26 protein-coding genes are annotated in these 23846 nt (G+C 32.6%); 8 read left to right on the top strand and 18 right to left on the bottom strand.

Annotation, left to right across the window (positions count from 1 at the left end; translation table 11 throughout):
- Position 1: 1 nt before the first annotated feature.
- Both RT228_RS14550 and RT228_RS14545 read right to left on the bottom strand, forming a co-directional pair.
- The gene (locus tag RT228_RS14550) at positions 2-607 is read right to left on the bottom strand and encodes a hypothetical protein (protein ID WP_039329599.1); all 606 of its coding nucleotides are present in this window, start codon (positions 605-607) and stop codon (positions 2-4) included.
- A 20-nt stretch (positions 608-627) separates the two neighbouring features.
- A complete protein-coding gene (locus tag RT228_RS14545; RefSeq protein ID WP_039329600.1) occupies positions 628-1248 on the bottom strand; it encodes a hypothetical protein in 621 nt (206 codons plus the stop codon).
- Between the two features lie 234 nt (positions 1249-1482).
- Here RT228_RS14545 and RT228_RS14540 point away from each other — a divergent pair, with 234 nt between their 5' ends.
- Positions 1483-2166: a CPBP family intramembrane glutamic endopeptidase gene (locus RT228_RS14540; RefSeq protein WP_039329602.1), complete on the top strand. Its 684-nt coding sequence runs from the start codon at positions 1483-1485 to the stop codon at positions 2164-2166.
- Here the strand turns inward: RT228_RS14540 and RT228_RS14535 are convergent.
- On the bottom strand, positions 2156-2845 hold the full coding sequence (locus RT228_RS14535; protein WP_039329604.1) for a hypothetical protein: 690 nt from the start codon (positions 2843-2845) through the stop codon (positions 2156-2158). The two genes, RT228_RS14540 and RT228_RS14535, sit on opposite strands and share 11 nt — an antisense overlap.
- A gap of 180 nt (positions 2846-3025) precedes the next feature.
- Complete coding sequence (locus RT228_RS14530; protein WP_039329606.1) at positions 3026-3580, bottom strand: lipocalin family protein; 555 nt, start codon at positions 3578-3580, stop codon at positions 3026-3028.
- A 215-nt stretch (positions 3581-3795) separates the two neighbouring features.
- Here RT228_RS14530 and RT228_RS14525 point away from each other — a divergent pair, with 215 nt between their 5' ends.
- A complete protein-coding gene (locus RT228_RS14525; protein WP_006265374.1) occupies positions 3796-4794 on the top strand; it encodes an OmpA family protein in 999 nt (332 codons plus the stop codon).
- Positions 4795-4970: 176 nt separating this feature from the next.
- Here the strand turns inward: RT228_RS14525 and RT228_RS14520 are convergent, their stop codons facing one another.
- From RT228_RS14520 to RT228_RS14500, 5 genes are all read right to left on the bottom strand, one after another.
- Positions 4971-5735, bottom strand: coding sequence for a hypothetical protein (locus RT228_RS14520; RefSeq protein WP_039329608.1), 765 nt, complete (start codon positions 5733-5735; stop codon positions 4971-4973).
- A gap of 128 nt (positions 5736-5863) precedes the next feature.
- Positions 5864-6001, bottom strand: a complete 138-nt coding sequence (locus RT228_RS14515; RefSeq protein ID WP_006263660.1) for a hypothetical protein — start codon at positions 5999-6001, stop codon at positions 5864-5866.
- A gap of 88 nt (positions 6002-6089) precedes the next feature.
- Positions 6090-6908 (bottom strand): GLPGLI family protein, encoded by an 819-nt coding sequence (locus tag RT228_RS14510; RefSeq protein ID WP_006260145.1) that lies wholly within the window; start codon positions 6906-6908, stop codon positions 6090-6092.
- Positions 6909-7125: 217 nt separating this feature from the next.
- Positions 7126-7914 (bottom strand): PhzF family phenazine biosynthesis protein, encoded by a 789-nt coding sequence (locus RT228_RS14505; RefSeq protein WP_006261303.1) that lies wholly within the window; start codon positions 7912-7914, stop codon positions 7126-7128.
- A gap of 18 nt (positions 7915-7932) precedes the next feature.
- Positions 7933-8463 carry an NAD(P)H-dependent oxidoreductase gene (locus RT228_RS14500; protein ID WP_006265376.1) on the bottom strand — a complete coding sequence of 177 codons (531 nt, stop codon included), beginning with the start codon at positions 8461-8463 and terminating at the stop codon, positions 7933-7935.
- A gap of 102 nt (positions 8464-8565) precedes the next feature.
- Between RT228_RS14500 and RT228_RS14495 the strand changes: the two genes are divergently transcribed.
- Complete coding sequence (locus RT228_RS14495) at positions 8566-8934, top strand: winged helix-turn-helix transcriptional regulator (protein ID WP_006260142.1); 369 nt, start codon at positions 8566-8568, stop codon at positions 8932-8934.
- Positions 8935-8944: 10 nt separating this feature from the next.
- Here the strand turns inward: RT228_RS14495 and RT228_RS14490 are convergent, their stop codons facing one another.
- From RT228_RS14490 to RT228_RS14465, 6 genes are all read right to left on the bottom strand, one after another.
- On the bottom strand, positions 8945-9193 hold the full coding sequence (locus RT228_RS14490) for a hypothetical protein (RefSeq protein ID WP_006263662.1): 249 nt from the start codon (positions 9191-9193) through the stop codon (positions 8945-8947).
- 171 nt (positions 9194-9364) lie between these two features.
- A complete protein-coding gene (locus RT228_RS14485; RefSeq protein ID WP_006263663.1) occupies positions 9365-10387 on the bottom strand; it encodes a cytochrome-c peroxidase in 1023 nt (340 codons plus the stop codon).
- A 79-nt stretch (positions 10388-10466) separates the two neighbouring features.
- Positions 10467-11333, bottom strand: coding sequence for an MbnP family protein (locus RT228_RS14480; RefSeq protein WP_006260139.1), 867 nt, complete (start codon positions 11331-11333; stop codon positions 10467-10469).
- A 25-nt stretch (positions 11334-11358) separates the two neighbouring features.
- A complete protein-coding gene (locus RT228_RS14475) occupies positions 11359-13347 on the bottom strand; it encodes a TonB-dependent receptor domain-containing protein (RefSeq protein WP_006261307.1) in 1989 nt (662 codons plus the stop codon).
- A gap of 5 nt (positions 13348-13352) precedes the next feature.
- Positions 13353-14249: a hypothetical protein gene (locus RT228_RS14470; RefSeq protein WP_006265377.1), complete on the bottom strand. Its 897-nt coding sequence runs from the start codon at positions 14247-14249 to the stop codon at positions 13353-13355.
- 426 nt (positions 14250-14675) lie between these two features.
- Positions 14676-15038, bottom strand: a complete 363-nt coding sequence (locus RT228_RS14465; protein WP_225581577.1) for a hypothetical protein — start codon at positions 15036-15038, stop codon at positions 14676-14678.
- Between the two features lie 289 nt (positions 15039-15327).
- Here RT228_RS14465 and RT228_RS14460 point away from each other — a divergent pair, with 289 nt between their 5' ends.
- Together RT228_RS14460 and RT228_RS14455 are read left to right on the top strand one after the other, a co-directional pair.
- Positions 15328-16206, top strand: coding sequence for an IS982 family transposase (locus tag RT228_RS14460; RefSeq protein ID WP_225600830.1), 879 nt, complete (start codon positions 15328-15330; stop codon positions 16204-16206).
- A gap of 271 nt (positions 16207-16477) precedes the next feature.
- A complete protein-coding gene (locus tag RT228_RS14455; RefSeq protein ID WP_006261312.1) occupies positions 16478-17005 on the top strand; it encodes a hypothetical protein in 528 nt (175 codons plus the stop codon).
- Positions 17006-17105: 100 nt separating this feature from the next.
- On the opposite strand, the gene RT228_RS14450 is transcribed toward RT228_RS14455, so the two are convergent.
- Positions 17106-18905 carry a WG repeat-containing protein gene (locus RT228_RS14450; RefSeq protein ID WP_006261313.1) on the bottom strand — a complete coding sequence of 600 codons (1800 nt, stop codon included), beginning with the start codon at positions 18903-18905 and terminating at the stop codon, positions 17106-17108.
- Entirely contained in the window at positions 18902-20119 is a 1218-nt protein-coding gene (locus RT228_RS14445; RefSeq protein WP_006260130.1) for a hypothetical protein, read from the bottom strand. Before RT228_RS14445 ends, RT228_RS14450 begins: the two co-directional genes overlap by 4 nt.
- Before the next feature lie 253 nt (positions 20120-20372).
- Here RT228_RS14445 and RT228_RS14440 point away from each other — a divergent pair, with 253 nt between their 5' ends.
- Complete coding sequence (locus RT228_RS14440) at positions 20373-21389, top strand: PTS transporter subunit IIC (RefSeq protein WP_006260128.1); 1017 nt, start codon at positions 20373-20375, stop codon at positions 21387-21389.
- A 162-nt stretch (positions 21390-21551) separates the two neighbouring features.
- Entirely contained in the window at positions 21552-22244 is a 693-nt protein-coding gene (locus RT228_RS14435) for a hypothetical protein (protein WP_230486160.1), read from the top strand.
- Between the two features lie 158 nt (positions 22245-22402).
- On the opposite strand, the gene RT228_RS14430 is transcribed toward RT228_RS14435, so the two are convergent.
- A complete protein-coding gene (locus tag RT228_RS14430; RefSeq protein ID WP_006260126.1) occupies positions 22403-23170 on the bottom strand; it encodes a methyltransferase domain-containing protein in 768 nt (255 codons plus the stop codon).
- 361 nt (positions 23171-23531) lie between these two features.
- On the opposite strand from RT228_RS14430, the gene RT228_RS14425 reads away from it, so the two are divergent.
- On the top strand, positions 23532-23834 hold the full coding sequence (locus RT228_RS14425; RefSeq protein ID WP_313138725.1) for a DUF4372 domain-containing protein: 303 nt from the start codon (positions 23532-23534) through the stop codon (positions 23832-23834).
- Positions 23835-23846 lie beyond the last annotated feature (12 nt).

The raw sequence follows: 23846 nt of genomic DNA, 5'->3' as shown, positions 1-23846 counted from the left end.
ACTATAGACCTCCATTTTCAATATACTTAAGGTTATACTCTTCTTTCATTGGAGTATTACCAAGCACGTCATATAAATCCGCTAACTCTTTATAAATATAGCAAGAGGACACTCCTATCTCCTCGCTAATCTTAAAAGCTTCTATAGCTTCATGAATACATTGTTCATCTCGATAAATATATCCTAAATCTTCAGCAATAGCTCCATAATTATCAGATTGCTTAAGACCTTCTTCTAATACCTCTATTCCTATTTTTGGATTTGATCTAACATAATACAACTCATAATCTCCATAGCACTCACTAGCTACCGAAGGAAGATACTGACTACTACTCGTCTCAATACATTCTAATACTGTCAATTGACCTAATACATTATTTTTAAGGGCTATTTCACTTATTCGTTCAGGAAGTATCATTCCTACATATACTTCAGCTATACCACTATTCGAAATCTCTAATCCTTTGACAAAAAAATTCCCTTCTTCATCTGGTAATACAGCATATTGAGTAGCTTCAACCTCCCACTCAAGCACATCTTCATTGTCTTTATTAACTACAACAAATACTTTTACTTCTGAATCAATATGTAACTCTCTTACTTTCATAATAAGTAGTTTTTATTCTATTATGGTCTATAAGGAATTTCATTAGGATTATCTTTAAAGTATTCCATAATAATTAGAAACTCTTTATCCGTCAGTAACAACGTTGATAAGTCGTGTCCTCCTGATATCAAGTAAAATCTCTCTTTTATAAAGTTAAACTTTAGTATAGCATTTACTTCCTTAAAGAAATTTCTTACTGAAGTATCCCAGATCAAGTCATTATCTAAATCATACTGTGTATATAAGTTAATTCTTTTATCGTTAATAATAATATCATGAGTATATTCATAATCATCTGCTACTTTTACCTCTAGTTCAAAAGCCCTTTTTCCAAGTATTGCATTTAATTGAGGAAGAAAGAAATCAAAGTTAAACTCTGCCATTTCCTCTGCATCAATATGAGCGAACTTATAGGTCTCATCATCGTGAATATAGAATGACTCGATAATATCTAACTCCAAGGAATTGATTAACTCAGGATTTGCATATTGAAGAAAACCATTCTCTATTAACTCGATTCCAAAGGGAGAAGGTTTAATGGATGGGGCTACTACCTTATTAGAGGTCCTACTTATCGTTCTAATCACGACACTTATAACCAACCATACTACTACACCATATAAAAGATAAGTATAATTCATTTTGAACCTATTTATTGTATAATATTTTATACGATTTGTCCATTCATCGTTAATTGATCATTAGTACTATATTGTCCAAAGCTATCTATACTACTAAATAATAGACAGAAAAATAAAAAACAAACTCTCATATTAAAAAACACTATACAATTCTTTCTTTTACATTACTTTACAGAAAAAACTATCTCTATCTTAGTAAAGATAATGAAAAACACTACTAACTAAACAATTATTATGAAGATACAGAATAAACTTATCTATCCGATTCTATTATATTTTTTATTATATACTGTTATTACAGCTACCTATTTGTCTTTAAGCTTTATTGACAATACAGAGTATCAATCAGTACTAGCCTCTGTTCCTTTAATTATTCTAAGTATCCTTTTTATCAAGAAACATACATTACCTATTCGCGTTTCTTTAAAACTAAACATAGACAGCAAGTCTAAGAAAAACCTAATCAAATACACTAGTCTGTTTGCTGTTATTTTTTTAGTAGTTAATAGTCTACAGATATTCTTATCAGATTCATCAGATATACATCATGAATACTTAGATCAGATTTGGTTCTTTATCCTGATATGTTTTCCAATAAAAGCTTTAGGAGAAGAGGTTTTATACAGAGGGCTAATCCAAAACTACATTGATAAATACATCAAACCTTCTACTAAAAGTATCAGTCCAGGTAACATCATCACGGCTGTACTAATGACTATTGCACACTTAGGCTTCTTTTATATTATGCTGTTACCTAATGCCATACTAGCTTTTGTACAAGTATTCGTTGTGTCCCTTTTCTTTGGGTATATCTCTAAGATTACTAATCGTAACATCTTATATTGTACTATAATCCATATATTCTTGAACTATATCCATGTAGCTGTACAGTGCTTTTATATCTCCTTTATTCTTTAACCTTACTACCCCACTTCTCAGATGCTGAAATAACACTAAACCTAAGAGTCGTAAACTCATAATGAAAGTCCTTTCGCTCTCTTTCTTTCATCGCATCTATATGACGGTTAGGTTCATCTACTTTGCCATGTCCCTTGACCATGTCTAACATATCTTTCTGTGTATTCCATAGAGAGAAAGTAGAGACTGTATGTGGAAAACCAATAGATGCTGTAGCAAATAGTACTCCTGGGTGATCCCGTACCAACATCTCTACTGGTCTTCCCCATTTAATAAACCTTGGTATTTGTAAGAACTTCATCCTAGCCACTGTAACTGCTACAACTGAAGCAGATTGGTCTTCACTAATACTCTCTAGCTCCTCTGGTACAAACCCTGAGACATTGCCCCATTGTCTAATTAATTTTAACTTGAAATACTCTCCTTTTGCAAGTGTTCTACCAACCTTATTATGGATTAAAAAATAATCTAATACACACTCATCTTCCCATTGGGCAAATATAACTACATGCCTAAATTTTAATCTGGATAGGGAAAAAATAGGAGAACCTAACACCATGCTAGACATTACTTCTATGTGTAATAAACCCTTTTGTCTCTTTAATCTATGTGAATTAAATAGCAATTTTAGTCTCATCCATAAAGATACTTTCACTAAGTGATAACTATATATAGTCATAGATTTAAACGTTTTATTACATTATCATTTGTACCCTACTTGTAATATAACGATATATATTTAAAAAAACATATCCTACAGTAAATAATGGTTAGATAATCACAACTGTGTTAATAATAAACGTAACTTACATATTCCTAAGCTATATCTATAAAGTCTCTTTAGAGAATACTCTTCTTATTATTTTAAATAGGGATTATTGTTCTTATCATGCTCTACCCATATAAGCTTGCTAGTATCATATCCAACTTCTTTAGCAATTTCTAAATACTTTACTTTCACATCTTCAGGCAAAGTTTTTTCTCTAGATAGAATCCATAAATAATCAAGATTCTTCCCTGCTATTAAAGCATATCGATAATCTTCATCTAAAGCAATGACATTATAACCAGAATAGAAAGGCCCAAAGAAACTAACTTTTAAAGCTGCTGTTCCTTTATCTTTTCTAAACTTTGCTACTCCTTTTGCTACAGACCACTCCTTCCCTACGTAATTATATCCACTATTAAGAACCTCTACATTCCCATCTTTATCTAGACTGTACTGAGCTGAAGTATTATTCAAATCTTTTTCAAATCGAAAGTCAAAACGCGCTATCTCATACCACGTTCCCAAATAACGGTCAACATCAAAATTAGTAACTGGCATAGCTTTCTCTGGAATATCACTATTATTACACGATATTAAGAAGGTTGCACAAAAGAATAATAAACTGAAACGGATAAAGTAATTCATAATTAGTACATTTTGAGTTTTATCAAAAATAAAAAAACTACTTTTAATACAACTATATTATTTAGAATTATTTTAAACAATATTTATTATTGAATAAAAAGGTCTATCTATATTAAGTTTTCATTCCTTTTTAAAATTTAATATCCTATCTATCATTTTTTTACCGATTTTTGAATTGTCAAAAAACAACAATAATCGAATCAAAAGCTCAGATCATGAAAAAAACCACACTTTTATTAGCAATGGCATTAATCGTTATGTCTTGTAACCAAAAGAACAAAGAAGAAAATAACCCCGAAATAACAACTGAACAAACCTCAACAAATGTTGAAGAAATAGACACACCTAAAGCTGGATTTAATATTGAAGATATAGCTTATAGCAAAGCAGATATAGGTACTTTCCCATTCTTTACCTTACCTAAAGGATTAAAAGAAATGAACAAACCATTTCAGAAAAACTTTGATGTATGTTACTTCCCTATTGATGGAGTAATGATTCCTATTGAAGGAAAACTGTATAAAACTAATGTAACTGCTGTAGCAGGGGAAGAGTTTTCTCAACGCTACTTTGAAAAAAGCTTAGAGGATTATTTAAATTCTATAGGAGCAGTAAAAGTTTTTGAAGGAGAAATCACAGGGGAAGAATATGAACGTTATAATAAACAAGATCCGAATAAAGGAGATGAAGGAGATATCGGATATACTGGAGAATTAATTAAACTTTATATTATCCGTACACATAATCAAGGAAACGTTTATATCCAATACACTGCTAATAATGCAGGTGGTAAGCTTAATATCTTACAAGAAGAAGCCCTACAGCAGACAATTACTAAAATTACAGCAGACGAAATAGTAAAAGACCTAACAGAGAAAGGTAAATCTATCTTATATATCAACTTTGATATCGATAAGTCTACACTTACTCAAGATGGAGAAAAAACAGTTGATGAAATAGCAGTTGCCTTAAAGAAAGATCCTTCTTTAAAGATTTCAATTGAAGGACATACAGACAATACAGGAGAAGCATCTCACAACAAAAAACTATCTACCGATAGAGCTAATGCAGTAATGAATGCTTTAATAAAACAAGGCATCGCTAAAGAGAAACTATCCGCTAAAGGTTTGGGTGCAGAGAATCCATTAGTTGCTAATGACTCGGACAGCAATAAGGCTAAGAACAGAAGAGTCGAATTAATTCGAGTAAAATAAGACTATATCAATAGTGCCCTCCTTTAAACATGCTCCAATAAGTTAGACACTTTTGGGGCATGTCTTAATGCATATGCTGCAGGTCGTTCTATCTGAATATCGTATTAAAATCATATTATATATTTGTATCATGTGTCCTAACAGAATATAATATGTAATTACCTATTTCTAATACATTAAAATATTCCCTTAAACGTAGGAGGACTAAACTTAATTCGCTTTCCTTCCCATTCTGTTATATTACCAGAACTATCCATAAAGGCAAACTCTATTTCATAATCATTATCTCTTTTAAAACTAAAAGCCCCTGAACACATACCATGCCCTACACTAATAGTATCTTTATAAGCAACTAAATAATAAGTAGTTTCTTCTTTTGTCTTTACATTTTTCATTGTAGTCTTTACTAAGAACTCTGAATCATCTTTGGCAGGATTAGAAAATATCACATTAGAAGAAGGACCACATCCATACATAACGTTTTCTTTCTTTTCTATCTTAGGCTTAGAAGCAACCACAGGTTTATCAGTATCTACAGTAGGCAATACCTTATACTTTATGGCTTCATATTCACCCGACTCTGTATTACGTCTTTCTAATTTGTCATGTTGAGGTAGATTATCAATTACTAAGGTATATTCAAGGCCTGCCTCTAACTCGTTCTCAGGCTTTAAGATAGCTTGTGTCAAATTAAAACTACCTACGTAAGTCTCTGTCACAATTAAAGGCACTATCTTATCCCCACTTTTAAGATATATGGGATATTCCTTATTAAGCGCTTTAATGATTGATTGACTGTCAGCATAGCCCTCTATCATAAAGATAGCGTTCTGATTAATGGTCGATCCATTAGGGAAAGTACTTAAGCCAAACGATCCATATTTTGCATAAACAGACATCATGCTAAACAAAGCGATAAGTAAGGTTAAAACTTGTTTCATATTATTACTCTTTATTAATACCTTATCTAAGATAATCTATTCTTATAAAAATTATAGCTAGTAAGCATAAAAAAGCCTATATCAATAGTAATCCCTTTGATATAGGCTTTATATTTTATGTCCAAAAACTACTTCTTATTAGCCATTTGGTTCACTATTTCTTTTAGAAGTGTTTTTCGCTTAACAGCTGCTTCCTGTTCTTTCTTCTTCTTTTTGTCTATTTTATCCTTGACAGCCTTTCTATTGGCAGGTGTATTTCTTCCCATTGTTATCTGTATTACTATATACTTTAGTGCAAAGTTATCATACTCCTATCAATCAGCATTACTTCCATCAGTAATAAATATGATTTAATTAAAAATCTTTTTCTATAGGATTACTACTTAAGATCAGTTTCTGTTTCATCCCTGCTGGATATTGATCTATATTTTTTGCATTTCCAGGATTTAACTCTATCAGTAAATCTACAGCTGTTTTATTATAAAAAACCTTATCTGCTTTCTTAGCTTGTTTTTTAGACACCTCTTCATAATTAGCTAATCCATCTAAAGCATCCTTAGCTAATTTTATATTTTGGCTGTTGGTAAATTCAAAAGCGTACTCTCCTGCCGCATCCCATGCCTTAACTACAAACCCCGGTAGATTATTAAACTTATAAGGGCCATTTAAGGCAGGAATGTCTGTTGTAAATAAAGCATACCACACACGTCCACCGTAGCTTGTTGTAGCCTCTTGTACCTTATATCCCTCCCATTGAGTTACTTCAGGAGCAATTGTCCATTTGATACTATTTTTATCCTCTTTATAATAATACTTTTGTCTATTTTGTTCAAGATAAAACTTATTTTCATCAGCATTACTATATATAGACCAAGCAAAACCAGATTTAAACTGCCTTAGTTTATTCATTATATCCATTCTAGACAATGATTTATCTGTCTTCGAGATTGTCATAAACTCACTTCGCTGTAGGCTTCCATAATCAGTAAAACGAGAGTTACTTTGATTAATATCTAGAATAGCTACCCCTTCCGTTATCTGATCTGTTTTTTGAGGATCCTTTAAGATTTTTGTGCTATAAAAGAATCTACTGACAGCAATAGAATCATTAGACTCTTGTGCAAAAGTGTTACCTACCAATGCTAAGGTTAAAATAAGACAAAGTTTTTTCATGATAAATATTTAGTTTTTTTAAGTGTTTGTTACTAGACTAGTAAACATATAAAAAAACTTCTAATTACCTCCTAAATATTTAATATTGATTTTATTGCCTTGATAACAATCTAGAACTAATCTCCATCTGTCATTAAGAAATAGACTGTTAATAATCAGTAAACTCCCCCTAAAATACAAAAGAGGATAAGCTTTACTTATCCTCTTTTGAGTTATATTATTCTATCCCAAACTGTCCCTTAGAATAAACTCTTGCTTTACCAGCTACGATTACCCTTTCGGCTTTATTTTCACAGTATAACTCACCACCTCTTTCTGATATTTGCTTTGCAAAAAGTATATGCTTGCCTAATCGTGATGACCAGAATGGAATAAGAGAACAATGTGCTGATCCAGTTACGGGATCCTCAAGAATAGTAGACTGAGGTGTGAAATATCTAGAAACAAAATCACTCTCTACCCCTGTTGATGTTACCACCACACCCCCTGGGTCTAGGTTGATTAAATCTAATACAGATTGATTCACTTTAATATTCTTTATCTCTTCCTCTGACTCATAGACTAAGATATAATCTCTAGATTTAAAAACTTCTTTAGGCTGTATATTAAGTGATTTAGCAATAACATCAGGTAATGATGAAGCCTCTGGCATTCTTGAAGGAAAATCCATATAGTACATTCCGTCCTTAACCTCTACGATTAGCTCACCACTTTTGGTGTCAAATACAATTCTGTCCTTTGGATAGTTTAATATACTAGATAGACAGTGTGCTGTAGCCAATGTAGCATGACCACATAAGTCCATTTCTATCTCAGGAGTAAACCATCTCAAATGAATACTATCTCCGTTATCAATAAAGAATGCTGTCTCTGCAACCGCATTCTCTCTTGTTATTTTAAATAATACCTCGTCAGGTAACCAACTTTTTAAGGGTACAACACAAGCTGGGTTTCCATGAAAAATATGTTCTGTAAAGGCATCTATTTGATATAATTCTAATGTCATTATCTACTTTTTAAAATATTATATTGTTTCTATAAATTGTACGTAAGGAATTACACTGTTTTTGATGGTTTCTACTGAGCTATCCTGCTCTATACCATAGTATGCATAGAATCCTTGATAGTCAGCCTTAATGTAATTAAAGGTTACTTCAAAAGGGGCTAACAGTTGTTCTAGAGTATATTTATACTTTCCATCTGCACTATATTCCTGCTCATCAATCCCAGCTGTTATAGCTAATCCTATTTTCTTATTACTCATCTTATAACCACTCTGACTACCATAAGCCCAACCATAAGTCAGTACTTCATCTAACCACGTTTTAAACAAAGGAGGACAATTAAACCAGTAAAAGGGAAATTGAAATACAATATGATCATAGGATTCTATCAATTCCTGTTCTTTTTGAATATCAAGTATTCCGTCAGGATATTCACTGTGTAAATTATGAATAAAGTATCGTTCAGGAGATTGTTCTAACTCCTTTAACCATAACTTATTTACAATAGATTCTCCAAAATTAGGATGGATTAAGATCACTAATGTACGCATCATTTCTTAGCATTAATCGTTATTACTACTGCAAAAATAGGGAGTTCAAACAGCTTTTTGTACCTTAGCGCCCAATTGTTAGATACTATCAAAAAAGTAAGTATGACCAAAATTAAGGAGACTTCTACTCACTTCGAAAACAAAAAAGCCCTTGAAAATGAATGTAATGAGGTATATGCCACAAGTATAATTGGAGGGCAATGGACGATGGCTATTTGTTGTTATTTACTTGAAGGGAAGATGCGTTTTGGAGAGATTAAAAAGGTATTACCAAATATTACAGAAAGAGTGCTTACTCTTCAACTACGCAAATTAGAAGAGAATAAGGTTATTATCCGCACTATATATCCAGAAGTTCCGCCACGAGTAGAATACGAACTTACACCTATAGGTCTAAAACTAGCTCCCATTATTAAAGCTCTAGGCAAATGGGGAGCTGAGCATAAAAACCTTGAAGAAGAAACTAAATAAACATAGCAAGTTATTTCTCTTGTCTAGATTCTATCTCTTTTCTAATATTTTTAGCAGTAGTGAATAAGTTTATCACAATTGGCAAAAGTGCAAAAGGAACAGCTATTAAAGCATTGAAGCCTTTTGTCAAAGCTCTATATCCCAAGAACACCAAGAGAACAAGAAGCATCCCTACCAATAAACCAGCTAATACTTTTGACTGTTTTTCTTTTTGTTTTAATTCTTCAGTAGTGTAATTTGTGTAATCTGCCTTATTCATCTTTTTTAGTATTTAATATCTTATCTAGCTAATAAGTAGTTCAATATAATAATTTGTTACACTCTTTTTAAAGTATTCAATTAAAATAACTATCTATAAAAGAATATCCTAACTACAAACAAACACTTTACATAACAACCAATAAAACACACCATATCAATAACTAACACATTACTTACCAATAAACTTAGAATCACTTAAAGTAGACATAAAAGCAATTAAAGCTTCTTTCTCTGCTTCACTAAGTGCGATACGATTGTTTGCCTCTTTGAAAATAGGGTCTAAGTTATCTGCATCTAATACTCCTCTATCAAAGTAATCCAACACCTCTTTTAAAGAGCTAAACTGCCCAAAGCTTCCATAAGGTGCAGTATATTCAATATTTCGAAGAGAAGGTACCCTAAAGCTCATATAGTCTTTTAAATCACCCGTTACCCTAGCTCTCCCTGCTTCATTACTATCGAGATTGATAGGAAAACCAATATTTCTAAAACTTTGATCTGTAAAAAGTGCTCCACTATGGCAGCTACTGCACTTCTGAGTAAACACCTTGTACCCATAAGCCTCTTGACTAGTAAATTTCTCTTGTCCTAACTGAACACGATCGTACTTACTATCAGCAGAGATCAGCGTATACTCATACTGAGCGATACTCTTATATATTCTCTCTGGAGTCATAGACTCATCTCCATAAGCTTTTTTAAACAGCTTTTTATACTCTATATCAGTTCCTATTTTATCTAGTACTTCTACGATAGAAGAGTTCATTTCTTCATGTGTAATAATAGGCACGATAGGTTGATTCTCTAATTGAAGTTTACTACCATCCCAATTGTAATATTTCATAAAGAGTAAGTTCTGAATAGGAGGCGCATTGCGAAGCCCTACCCTTCCTTCTATACCTATCGCTTGAGCGTGATGATCTGCATAAGCAGATTCTTGTATATGACAGCTAGAACAGGAGATTGTATTATCCTTGCTCAACCTTGGATCTGTAAACAGTTTTTCTCCTAATTCAACTCCATACTTTGTAGGTTTATTTTTTAAAGCAGCGGAGTTCCACTCTGGAAAACTAGTAGGAATTCCTAACTCTATCTCTGGATTGTCAATCACAATATCTTCATACTCATCCTTATTACAAGAGATTAAGCACAGTAGAAGTAATAGTACACTTATTTTTGTTGTTGTTTTCATTTGTAATAGCAATTATATAAAACCCTTTAGAAGACAAAGAGCTGTTATGTAGATAACAGCTCTTCTATACTTGTACTTCTTATTTTACACTGATAATAGAGAACATTCCAGTAACATCACTCGTTCCATTTCCTCCTAAATTATCTACAAACTTCACCATCTGTACTGCTGTATGAATATTAGGTGTAGCATTATCATTTGGCCCTTTACCTGTACTTAATTTAATTGTATTCGATTTCCCTGTTAATAGTTTATCAAAGTCAGCTTTAATCTTAATCGTTGGCGCAGAACTTCCCACCACTGCATGCGTTGGTAAGTTTAAGACTACCTCTCTATACGCATCTACACCTTGTATTAGTTCACCATTATCTCCATCATCTAGAGTACTTCCTGTGTGTATAGACATCTGCTTTTTATCAGCATCATAGAATCCTTCTATCTTAGTAAAACGATATCCTGTTCCCCATTCCCACATCATCTCAGTATCATTAGCTCCAGCGTTAGCATAAAAAACAGGAAACTTAATTTGATCAAGAACATTTAGATCACTGCGTACACCTAGACCAAATTTGATTTGTTTATACTCTCCTCTAGGGATATTAGTTAATAAGTAATTTAATGTCTCTGTCTTCGCTTGGTTAACAACAGTTGCTCCTTTATCTAAATCATTCACATGATAAGGAATCTCTTTTCCATCATTTTTAATTAGACGAATATTACTAATCACATATTTTAATTCAGAAAATTGATGTTCTTGCCCCTCTGCAGATTTATTAACAGTAGCAGAAGAAGAACTAGCATCACCTAGAACAATTACTTTATCCTTGAATGTATTTGTAAACTCTAAAGTCACATTATTAGCAACAGCGTTACTATCATCATTAGAACAAGAAACAACAGCTAATGAAGCTGCAAATAGTAAAAAGCTCTTTGTTAAATTTTTCATTTGTCTTATTTATTAGGTTTTATTTTTAAAAGTTTATTTTTAGAGACGTGAATACATTACGTCCCATCCTAGGGATATTACCCCAATCTGCATAAGTACTATAGTACTCATTAAGTAAATTCTCTGCTCCTACTTGAAACACTGTTTTAAAGTTTTTGATATAAAAAGTGTAATCAACTGAAGCATTCCAAATCGTGTATGATGGAGTCAAACTCTCTCCGTATTCTGGACTAAAATCTCGTTGTTTCGCATCACCATTGATAGAAGTCTGTATACTAAAATCTCTGAATAGATAGTGTAAAGACGTCTGATAACTAAATGGTCTAATGAAAGGCAAGTTTCCCTTCTCGTTATCTTGACCTCTAGCATACGTCACACCACCTTTCCAATGCAAATCATCCATGATGTGATAGTCTGCATTAAGAGCGAAGTTAAATAGCGTAGCGTAGTCTAAAGAGGTATATCCTTTTACACCAACTGACTGATAATTCATCGGACTACCTAAGCTCAATATTCTTCCGATAACATAATTCTTGATATAGAAGTAATTCACCTTAGCTTGTAGTGAAAATTTATCTCCTTTATACCCAACACTTGCATTTAACTCATTAGAAATCTCATTTTTTAAATTAGGATTTCCGATGTAGTCATAGCGATCATAACTATTGTAGATATAATATCCATAAGCTTCCGACACAGAAGGCGCTCTATGCCCATATCCTACACCAACAGAGAAATTAAATCGATTAATATCCATTTCATAGCTAGTGTGTAGACTTGGTAAGAACCTTGTCTTCTCTTGTGGGCTACCTGGATGAAAAATCCAGTTAAACTCTATATACTTTGAGTAATTATAGTTTATTCCTGCTGACCCTCCGAAATTCAGTCTATGATCATCAGAGAACTCTATCGTATTATTCAATGATACCCCTGCATAAGTCGTCGTTACCCATGGCCAACTATACGCAAACATTGTTTGTTTAGAGCGATCCTGTGGGTACATACGCATTTCTGCAATCGAGAGATTATTATAAGCGTTCAATTGTAATTCAGAAGAATACTTTCCACTTTTAAAGTTTGCTTTAGACAGTAACCCGTAAGTAGTACTCCAGCCTGGCATATCCATATGCACCAAATTCTCTGGACGTGTAGTATCATCCATATAATGCTCTATCGCATTAAAATAAGCCTTGGTATCCCAAACACGTATAAATTTGTCCTCAAATAGCTGTTTATAGGATACAGAAGTAATCAATGCACGAGAAAGCCATAAGTCCATTGGTAAAGCAGGGAAACCAACATCTTTAGCAACGTCAAAAATAACATCTGCTCGCAATGAAGATAAACCACCTGTCTTATAAGCCAATCCTAAAGCTGTATTAAATTTTTTGTACTGTGAGTGCTTTACCTCATCGTTATTTCCATCTTTATAATTACTAGCTTCCCGATAAGCAATACTAGCGTCACCAGCTAGTTTTTCACTTGAGAACGAAACATTACCAAGATTAAAGAACTGTTTATTATTAAACTCGAACCCACTTTGATAGGCTCCAGTCCATACCTGCCCTATCCCAAAGGCTGTAGTTTTTCGTTTAAGATCAATACTCCCAGCCACAGTAGCTCCATGCATTCCTCCTTCTTGCCCAGATTTAATATCTATAGTAGATAGATTATTACTCTCTACATAAGAAGTAACAGGGTCCATCTTATCTGTACATGCACCAAAAATATGCATCCCATCAATAGTCAAGGTAGAGCGTTCTGTACTCATATTATTCAGCATAGGCTCCCATGCATAAGCCCCTCTTTTGATAAAACTTATTTGTTCTGAAGAAGCCAAAAACTCATCGACAGACACAGCCATTTTCATCTCTGTCTCTATTCTCTTCTTCGCTTGAACTAGCATAGAGATTTCGTCTAATACAGTTGGTATACTATCTTGTAGGCCTTTATTATCTTGTGCTACACTCGCTGTTGTAACCCCTAAGATTAATATGGTAATAAAAGGTTTCATAATAATTAAAATAAAGTATCTATATGTAGTTCACTTTTCTTTCCTTCTACACCTGGTGTAAAGTCACTAGGTACAGTAGTTCCCTTTAGAATACGACCATGTTGGTTTAGCATAATAAAATTCAATGTCCAGTTACCTGTCATTGTATAGTTCACTACACCATAATAGAACTTATCCTCACGTTGTACTAGATCTTTATTATTAGGAGAAGAGTGATTCCCCATCGAAGGTTCAGGCATTCTAGGATCTAGTAATAAGGTATAATTATCAACTACCGTATAAGCATCTTTTAAACTACTGTTTCCAGCATTAAGTTTATATATTCCGGCTACAAGTTCGTTTTCTGCTACCTTTGGTTTTATAGGTGCTACTAATGCTATAATATAATCCTCCTTGTCAATCCCTCTAAAAGAAGTCATATTAAGATTCTTATTGTTTTGCTTTTCAACGAAAACAAGCTGACTCGCTTTTATACTTTGATTTTTGTCCTTAAATGCAATCTCCACTTTCCAGTCACCTTGAGTATTCTCTTGCGTAAAAACAGAAAAACCTTTATAGACTTTCTCTCCTTTATCATACACCAGATCATATAGATTAGGGCATGACTCTATCTTCCCTTCTGCAGTAGTATAGATAGGTAAGAATGTCACTTTTGCATTCTCTACGACTTGCTTTGTAGTTGCATCAGTGATTTTTAATCTTACTTCATTATACCCTTTGTACAGATGTCCATTAAGGGCTTCTAGGCTTATTGTATAGTTGTCTTTTTGGATTGAGACTACTTCCTTAAATTCATTATGCTCAGGATTCGTAATATTACTTTCTGATTCATAATCTGTTTTATCAATAGTACAAGCTGTAGTAAACAGAAACAGTACTACTATCCACGTTAAGATTCTCATTGTTACATAAAAGTGTGTACATGACTAGGCGAATCTGTATGATTCTTTTTTATAGATCAAATCATACACCTGATCTTTTAACCCAAAATCAGTGTACAGCATTAAGGACATCATCAAGTATATTGACAATATCATCGGTTAAACTATTTTACTTATTTTACCCCAAAAGCATACAGTAGATGCTTGCCATCATAGAGATATAGACATCGTATTTCTAAGTAGATATAGAAACTCTCCTATAAAATCACTTAGCACCATGCAGTACATACTACAAAAGATACAACTGATTATACTGGCGTATACAGATCAATGTACTATACCAATATATGATCCACTATACATGAAACGGGATATGATTACTTACTATCTAGACCAACAATCACGTTAGATATAGAAACAAATAATCTACTAAAAGTCAATAGTTTATTAGACAGGAGGTCTAAAAAGGAAATCGTTGAAAGTATAAGTATATACACTATCAAGGCTAAAGAACGCCTTAAACGTATAATTCTTAAATAAATGAATAGATGTGTTATTTACAATATCTTGAAAATAAACCAGCTGTATTTCTGCTGAAGCAAAATTGCTTTTGCTTTTATCTTTACCTGTATCAGAAGCATTAGCCATCTCTTTAGATAGATGACACATTCCATTACATTCTAGCTCTGGCTTATCTCTGTTCACACAAAGTTCATCCTTGATATAATCATATAGCACCACATATTCAACAACCGGAAGTACTGGTTTGAATAACATGAATAGGGATAATATGACGATTGCAAATTTCACGAGTACAAAATTCAGACTATTTTTTCAATCTACAAAATCTAGGATTGTTTATGTAAATCAATAGCCTAAAAATGTAAATAGAAGTCCCTATTTTCGGAGGAATAAGGTATGCTTCTATTTCACCTACTGCATAGATATCCAAAATATAAATGAACTGAATACCATCTCGATTCTAATTAAAACAGAATAAAATTAGATATACCCGTTGTGCATTATGAGTAAGTAACAAAAAAAGTTGCCCATGCTTATAATAAGCAGTAAATTTAAGATCCTACCCAAAAATTTACCAATGGACAACTTGCTTGCAAATTACAAAAGAATCTTAGAAGTTTTACAGTCAATTAGTGAAAATACTTTACTTTCTTATCAAAGACGAAAACCTAAACTAAGTGATATCGAACTAATAAGTGTTTGCCTAACAGCTGAATATCTTGGTATAGATAGTGAGAATTATTTGTTTACACTTTTACCTAAAGAATTACAACACAAAATAGAACGCAGTGTTTATAATAGACGAAAACGTCGTTTGTTTTTTCATATTGAAGCTTTAAGAGCTAAAATTTCTGGATTATTAAATAATAATCAAACTCATTTTATTATTGATAGTATGCCATTAGAGGTCTGTAAACTATCAAGAAGTAATAGAGCTAAAATTTGTAAAGAGCAATACGATACTTCTCCAAATCAAGGCTATTGTGCCTCTCAATCCATGCATTTTTATGGATATAAACTACATGCGGTTTGTTCATTTGAAGGTGTTTTTCATAGTCTAGATTTAACTAAAGCTTCTGTACATGATATCAAATATTTAGAAGATGTAAAATATCAAATGAATGATTGTGTGTTAGTTGGAGATAAAGGTTATTTATCAAGCAAGGTACAATTAGATTTATTTGAGAGTGCCAATATTGAGTTAAGTACTCCTAAAAGAAAAAATCAACTTGATTATAAACCTCAATTCTTTTTATACCAAAAAGGAAGAAAAAGAATTGAGACCTTATTCTCACAACTATGTGATCAGTTTATGATTAGACGTAATTATGCTAAATCTTTTGATGGATATAAAACCAGAATATTATCTAAGATAACTGCCTTGACTACAATTCAATACATTAATAAATTCTTACTCAATAGAAATCTAAATACTTTAAAGAAACCTATTATTTAAAATGCACAACGGGTTAGATATATTTGAAGTTAAATAGATTCTTGTGATAATTTAGTCTACTATAGCTATAAGAGGTTAATAATTTATTTTCCTTGCACTTTCTAGGAGTTTACTAGCAATTTCCTTGGGGTTTCCTTGCCTAGAAGGCTGTTTTGTCGAAGAAACCTGCAAGAATACCCCTAGCAATCCTCAAGCAAAGCAATAGAAAACCTTTTAATATTAGTACTAACTTATCACTAAACTATATTATCTTATTTAATACATTATAAATATGATAGATACACCATTTAGCATAAAAGTCTCTAACCTTCATTGGTTAAACAATATAGATGATGAGTCTGATCTATGTGCACATGGAGATGTATTCCTTAAGATTGGAGATGAAGTAATATCTAACGACCTTACCCAAGGGGTTACTGTCTCTGCTACTGCTCTTTATCTATTAAGAAGTCTAACCGAAGACCTAAATGAGTCTAATCATGATAGCCAGCTGATACCATGCTGTGGTTTTTTAATGTATTTTGATGAACAGGAACGCCTTGTTATAGGGGGATGTCCTACTGGAATAGATTGGACTATAGAACATCTACCACATCATAAAGTAAGGCATATATCTGAAAATGGAACGGAAGCTATAATAGATAAAAATGAATACCAAAAGATAGTCTATACTTTCGTAGATGAAATCGAAAACTTCTATAAAAACAGTAGTCCTAAAAAGCTTCCAACTAATGATCTAGAAAGGGATACTTACTTAGCATTATGGAAAGAATGGCGAAAATTAAGAGATAATATATAAAACCACATTACACTAAACAAACACCCCTCCATTGATAGAAATCTATGGAGGGGTGTCTATAATAACTTATGGAGGTATAGTATCTATCGAGTATTGTCCCTTATTTCTTTTCTTTCTCTCCTTTATAATTATAAGTACCGTCACTTAAGCCCATCATTCTCTTACCAAAATTACTTGATGAAGAGTAACTTCTATTCACAAACTTAGATACTTTCTCATTTTTTAAATTAATTAATCCTAAAGCATCATTTAAGTATACAGGCGCTATTCCATAAGAAAAAGGTCCTTTAACATCATCATACATAAATGGAATAACAGTCTTATTATCTATATCTACAAAGCCCCACTTCTCATTCTGCTTGACAGCAAATAATAAATCACTTGGCAATAAATCAGTCATATCGTCAAAAGCATGTACATCATCATACTGAATAGGTACAACAATCTTTCCCTCTGTATTCATAAAGCCAATTTTATTATTCTTCTCTACAACAAAATATCCTTTATCTGCTGTGCTAACTTTATCTACGTTAGCGATTTTCTGTGGTGCTAGGGTGTTCTTATTTAGTAGATAATATGAAGCATTCGATTCGATTAAAGTAAAATTATACTTATTATTCATCTCATAGTTATCTACCTTCATGATCTTTTTATTCGTTGGATCTACTAATTCCCATGGAGATTCATCATCCTCTTTTATGGCTATAAAATTATTGACTAAGTTCTCCACTTTATAATAAGTAAGGGGTTGCATCTCTAATTTGTCATTCAAATAAAAGTATTGTCTGTTTGTTCTAAAATAACAATCATTAATAAAAGTATAAGTCCCTGAAAATTCTGTTACTAATTTTAGATCTTTATTATATATCAATGTTTTATCATCTTTATAGACTATAAAGCGAGCACTAGGCATATTATTATTCAATGTCATGGTTATATCTCTTTGATAAGTTTCACTCCCCTTATAAAGAACTATTTTATCTATAGGCTCTCCAAACTCATAATATAGATAAGTAACCTGCTCTGATTTTTTATAATCAGTTGATAATTGCTTCTCTAATGCGTCCATTTTAGCTCCTATATCCTTTTTGAATTGAGAATGTTCCATATTGATATTCTCTTCAGAAAGTACTAGAATCTCTCCAATTTTCTTTATACATAGCTGTAAAAAAAGATCAAACTGATCTGGATGTATACCAGATCGTTGAAATCTATAGCTCTTTACACGTCTTTTATCTTTTAAGATTGCTTGAATATCATCAAACTCTAATTGATTAGAGGAAGTCTTAAGCAGTACACTTTTATCTGATACTTCCACTACCTCTATATCTACTCCATCATATTTCACTTTTTGATGAACTGCAGCAGGAAGTACGATACTATCTAGTTTTTTCATGGTAGAAAAAGGAATCCTAATATCTATCTTATCTACAGCCTTAGTAAGTCCTAGCTCAGTAGTGAAATGTGTATTCACATCCTTCTTCACCTCCATATTCTGTGTTGTACCATCGTGATAATACACCTTTTCTACATAGACAGGAGCCTTGATATCATCTAGAGACCTATAGATCGCAGGGTCTTTTATAAGTTGTATTGTAACAACGTCTTCTGCTATAAAATCTATAAACTGAATATTAGCCTGGATTAATAGATCGATATTAGCATCATACTCCTGTTGATTAAAAGCTAGTTTTAAGGGAGCGACTACAGTAGGTTTACTTGGTTTATCATTGCTTTTGCTAAATAATCTTACAAACCGATTAAGGTCTTCTAAATCACTTTTAAGTAAATCAATATACTCTTGATTAGTAGTAGTAGCGTTATACTTTTTTATATCAACTTGTGCTGTTGTTACCTGCGTAATCAAAAAAAGTATACATATATTTAGGTATGTTTTCATCGGATAATTTTTAATTCGTCTGTATTCTGATCTATGTAGAACATAAAGGATATATTCTCTATATAACTTAGACCAACTGCTTTTAAATACGAAGTTTTATCTAGCGCTTCTAAGTAAGCTAATTTTCCATCATTACTTATGTGCAGTTTGGTTTGTTGTGCGGTTACAACCTTAAAAGGCTTTTCTACTAGATGTTCTAAATCTTCATAGTCTTGATAGGATTTTTGTTCAGTACTATTATAGTTATACGTATATTTCTCTAAGAAAGAATCATATACTAGTTGGGTAATCTGATTAAGATTCTTATCTAATATCAGGGCTGCGTACGCTGCATAGAACTGTTTTATTCGTTCTTCTAAATTCTTTTCTTTACGAAGATCTTTTCCCTTAGACCACCCTGTTAGTTTATAATCAACAGGGGCTGTGAGTTGATGATTAAATCGAATGTCTTTCTTTGTATAGTCTTCTGTACCAAGATAATGAGAATACCTTGTTCCATCATCACTCACAATCGTATCTGTAACATAAGCTTCATTATTAAACACATCAACTGTTTTTATAATATCCCCCTTAGCATTTACATATTCAAGAACCATTTTAGCATAAGATTTTTTGGGAATCTTAGTCATGATATTACCTTTATCATCTATACCAGGCGTAATAATGAAAGACAAATCAATAGATGCCTCTGGATTGAGGATATATTTATTAAGAGTAACCGTTTCATAATGTGAATACCTATCTTTCTTATTTTTAGATAATATAGGAATACCATCTGCAAAAACAGCAGGAACAACATTATAACACTCTACTTGCAATAGACAAATAAGCCCTTCTTTATTTATCATTAATTCATCTGACAAATTAGCAATAGGATTATCAAATACTTTTGAGAAATTGATTTGTATTCTTCCTTTGGTATCCTCAGTTACTTCAGCTTTCGTTTTTGCTTTTACAGTAAACTCAATAGTAAAGCCACGAGTAGCAACCTCATAAATAAGCTCATTATAGCTTTCATCCACTGTTAAGTTATTTGGGTATGTTTTTTCTAAATAGTCGATTAATTTAGTAGTTGTATTTTTAACTGAAGTATCAATAGAACACATCAGATGATCTTCATAAAAATATACATCCTCTAGAGGTATATTATTCCACTGCCCTTTATCATTAGACTTAAAATACCTATTCTTATGATCAAAAAGTATTCGTTTCATACAGTTTCTTATAACTATCCAATGTTGTAATCTTATCTAGTATAACGGGTGACTGAGCCATTATAAAAGAAGGAAAAAGGAAGATGAATAGCAATAATATTGATTTAATAGAAGTATTGAAAATATTCATTTCTTTAATTTGTTAATGAAGACACTAATTTAAGAATAACATTAACATTACTACTATAATTATTAATACTTTCGCATCGATTATAGTACCTTATAATAGGTGCTTTATTAAATTAAATACTTAATGAAACAATTTCTTCAAAGAAAAGACATACAGATTTCAAGCAAGCGATACTTTATCGATGCTATGGGGGCTATGGCCTACGGGTTATTCGCTACTCTACTAGTAGGAACTATTCTAAAGACGATAGGAGAAGAATTTGGTATTTCGTTTTTAAAGGAGGTCGTTTGGCCATTTGCGAACCAGGCGACAGGCCCTGTAATCGCACTAGCCATTGCCTATAGCTTAAGAGCGCCACAACTAGTGTTATTCTCATCTGCAGTGGTAGGTGTAGCAGCGTATCAATTAGGAGGTCCATTAGGTGTGTTTATCGCAACTATTATTGCGGTAGAAATCGGGAAAGCCGTAGCAGGTGAAACAAGGATAGATATAGTGATAACACCAATAGTCACAGTTTTAGTAGGAGTAGCTTTAGCACAATGGATTGGCCCTAGTGTTAATCAGTTGATGCAATGGATTGGACAGGTTATCATCTTTTCTACAGAGGCTAATCCTCTAATCATGGGTATAGTTATCGCTGTGGTAGTGGGTATGGTTCTAACCTTACCGATATCTTCAGCAGCTTTATGCCTGATGTTACAACTAGATGGGCTGGCAGCAGGAGCAGCGACCATAGGTTGCTGTGCTCAAATGATAGGTTTTGCGACTATCAGTTATAAAGATAATGGGCTAAAGGGAGTACTAGCACAGGGTATCGGTACTAGTATGTTACAAGTCCCTAATATTTATAAGAATTGGAAGATATGGATTCCACCAACCTTAGCCTCTGCTATTTTAGGTCCAATAGCTATTTTGTTCTTTGATATGCAAAATACGGCATTAGAATCAGGTATGGGAAGCTGTGGATTAGTCGGTCAGATAGGAACCTTTAATGCCATGAAAGAGGCCTACTCTACTTCCTACATTATATTGGCTATACTAGGTTTACAGATTATATTACCTATGATTTTGTCATACCTAATCTACTATATCATGAAAAAGAAACAGTGGATAAAAGATGGTGATATGAAAATATTTTAATCTTTAACTCGTGTTTAAATGCAATTCTCTTCTTAATTAATTAGACTAGTCTGTTCTAAAGTGTTTAAAGGGATTCATTATAGTCCATCATGATTAATCAAATTATTCAACAAAAAGCACTTCAAAAAGTCTCCTTTTATGCTTTTTTTGTATATTCGACGAATGCAAAAGAATTGTCAAAAAGATTTTTCACCACTATACTCTAAGGATAATGTACTACTTACTTGGATCTTCAATATTTCTGGAGGTGCGCTGCTAGTGAGCTTATTTATCTTACTGGCTTTGTTGCCCTTATTGGTATCAACGCAGATCAAGACATTGGTCATTATAGGTCTATTCTACTACCCTATATGGGCTATAGTATTATATCGCTTTTATCGTTATATAAAAAGTAAAATGGCTGTAGCCATAAGAAATATAAAAATAGATGATCAAGGTATCCACTTTTCTAAAAAAGATGGAAGTACTGCTGAAATTCTTTATGATCAATTAGGGCATTCTTACCGTTCAGAGTACTATGACGTATACTTAGTACCTGTAAATAAGACATGGAGGCTAGCTGTAGGAATAGACGGCGTTCAAACTGAAGTTGTATTTGACGGCGCAGATGTTGGGAGCGTATATCAAATCAAAAATGCAAGAGCGTTAAGAGCAAAGTTTATAGAAGGTATTGTTCGCTTTAGACCTGATTTAAAAATAGACCCTTCTATATTTAAAGAGTTTAGTATTCATCCTCAAGACTTCACCTTTGATGGAAAAAGATATATGAAGCATATAGGACAAGGAGTACTTATCATAAGTGGTATCCTAGTAGTCAGTGTATTGCTTGGGCTGCTTATTATTAAATTGTCTTAGTTATTCGAAATAAAACAGATAAAAACTACAAATTTAATCTTAGAAAGCCTGAACTCTAGCGGATATACCCAATGAAGAAAATAGTTTAGTTTATATCATAACACTTAATAACAAAGCCTAATTACGCATTTCTCGTAATTAGGCTTTATTGTTTTACTCTATTTTTTTATACCATAGAGCAATATTCGCTTAAATGCATATAAAGCAGGTAACTGTTGAAAAGCATCAGCTATTTTTTCTTTAAATGCTTTGATAAATAAAACTTTCTCTTCTTCATCTAATCTTTCTAGATACGGAATCAAGGCTGAGCCAGCGATAAATTCATATAAAGTATCGTGATCTTCTGCTATAATAGGATAAACACGTTGAGAGATATGAAGCTCACTTAATCCTCCATCAAACATAATCTGTGCATACTGATCTAAAGTTAAAACAGGAGGTCTTCTGTTCCATCCTTTTAATTGCGCTTTATAGGGCTGTTGATCTGCCAAATCATATAGCAGTTTATTTAGTATGTTTTCAGCCTGACAAGGCATTTGTACAGCAAACTGTCCTCCTGCATTTACCTTAGAAATAAGATGAGGAAATAACTCTTCATGATTATCTGACCACTGTAAAGCAGCATTGCTAAAAATCAAGTCCCAAGACTCATCTGCTGAGGTAAATTCTTCTATCATCTGATGTTTAAATACTAATCTATCTGACTCTAATGGATGGGCTTTCTCTAGCATTTCTAAAGAGGAGTCAATCCCTGTAAACGTAGCATGTTTAAACTTGTCTACTAATAAGGCTGTCTGCTCTCCTGTACCACATCCTAAATCAACTGCTTTCATCGATTTAGTTTCTTGAATCATAGTACTCAAATCAAAAAATGGTAAAAAACGAACGTTTTTAAACTTGTTGTATACTGTTGGATCCCAAGGCATATTCTATGTTTTTAAATTGAATATAAAGTTATGAACTCTACACAAAAATAACGGTTACAATATGCTAAAAACTAGGAGGGCTTTTTGCGACATTTATAAAAATAACAGCTATAAATAAGAAATTAATACTAACATGAACAAGGTATTTCTTCATTCTTCTAATCTTTCAATATCAAAAGATCTCCTATAAAAACATATACTACTGATAACATTATTTTGTCAATACTGCTACATAAACACTTAGTTTTTATATTTTTTAAAACAATAGCGTCCTAAACATTTAAAAAAAGGCACAAAAAAAGAGAGTTAATTTCGGATCTCAAATTATCTTTGAGTTGCACACCTAAAAAAGACTCTCTCGATGGTAAATATAACACTGTTTTCACAAATAATAGCAAAACTTGATCGTTCAAAATTCAAAAAAATCGTAAAAGAAAAACAGACAGACAAACACAACAAAGGATTTAATAGTTGGAGTCACCTTGTCTCTATGTTATTTTGTCATTTTGCCCGTAGCAAATCTGTTCGTGATATTAGTAATGGACTTCGTTCAGCCACAGGCAACCTAAATCACCTTGGTATAGATAGAGCACCATCTAAATCCTCAGTAAGTTATCAGAACGTGAATTCAAGTTATAAATGCAACAGTTGCTATTTTGTCTAATTTATCTGCAAA

It is taken from the genome of Myroides sp., from assembly GCF_032073645.1.
Classification (GTDB): domain Bacteria; phylum Bacteroidota; class Bacteroidia; order Flavobacteriales; family Flavobacteriaceae; genus Flavobacterium; species Flavobacterium odoratimimum.
The sequence above is the reverse complement of the archived record's forward strand: the minus strand, read 5'-3'. Positions and strand labels throughout refer to the sequence as shown.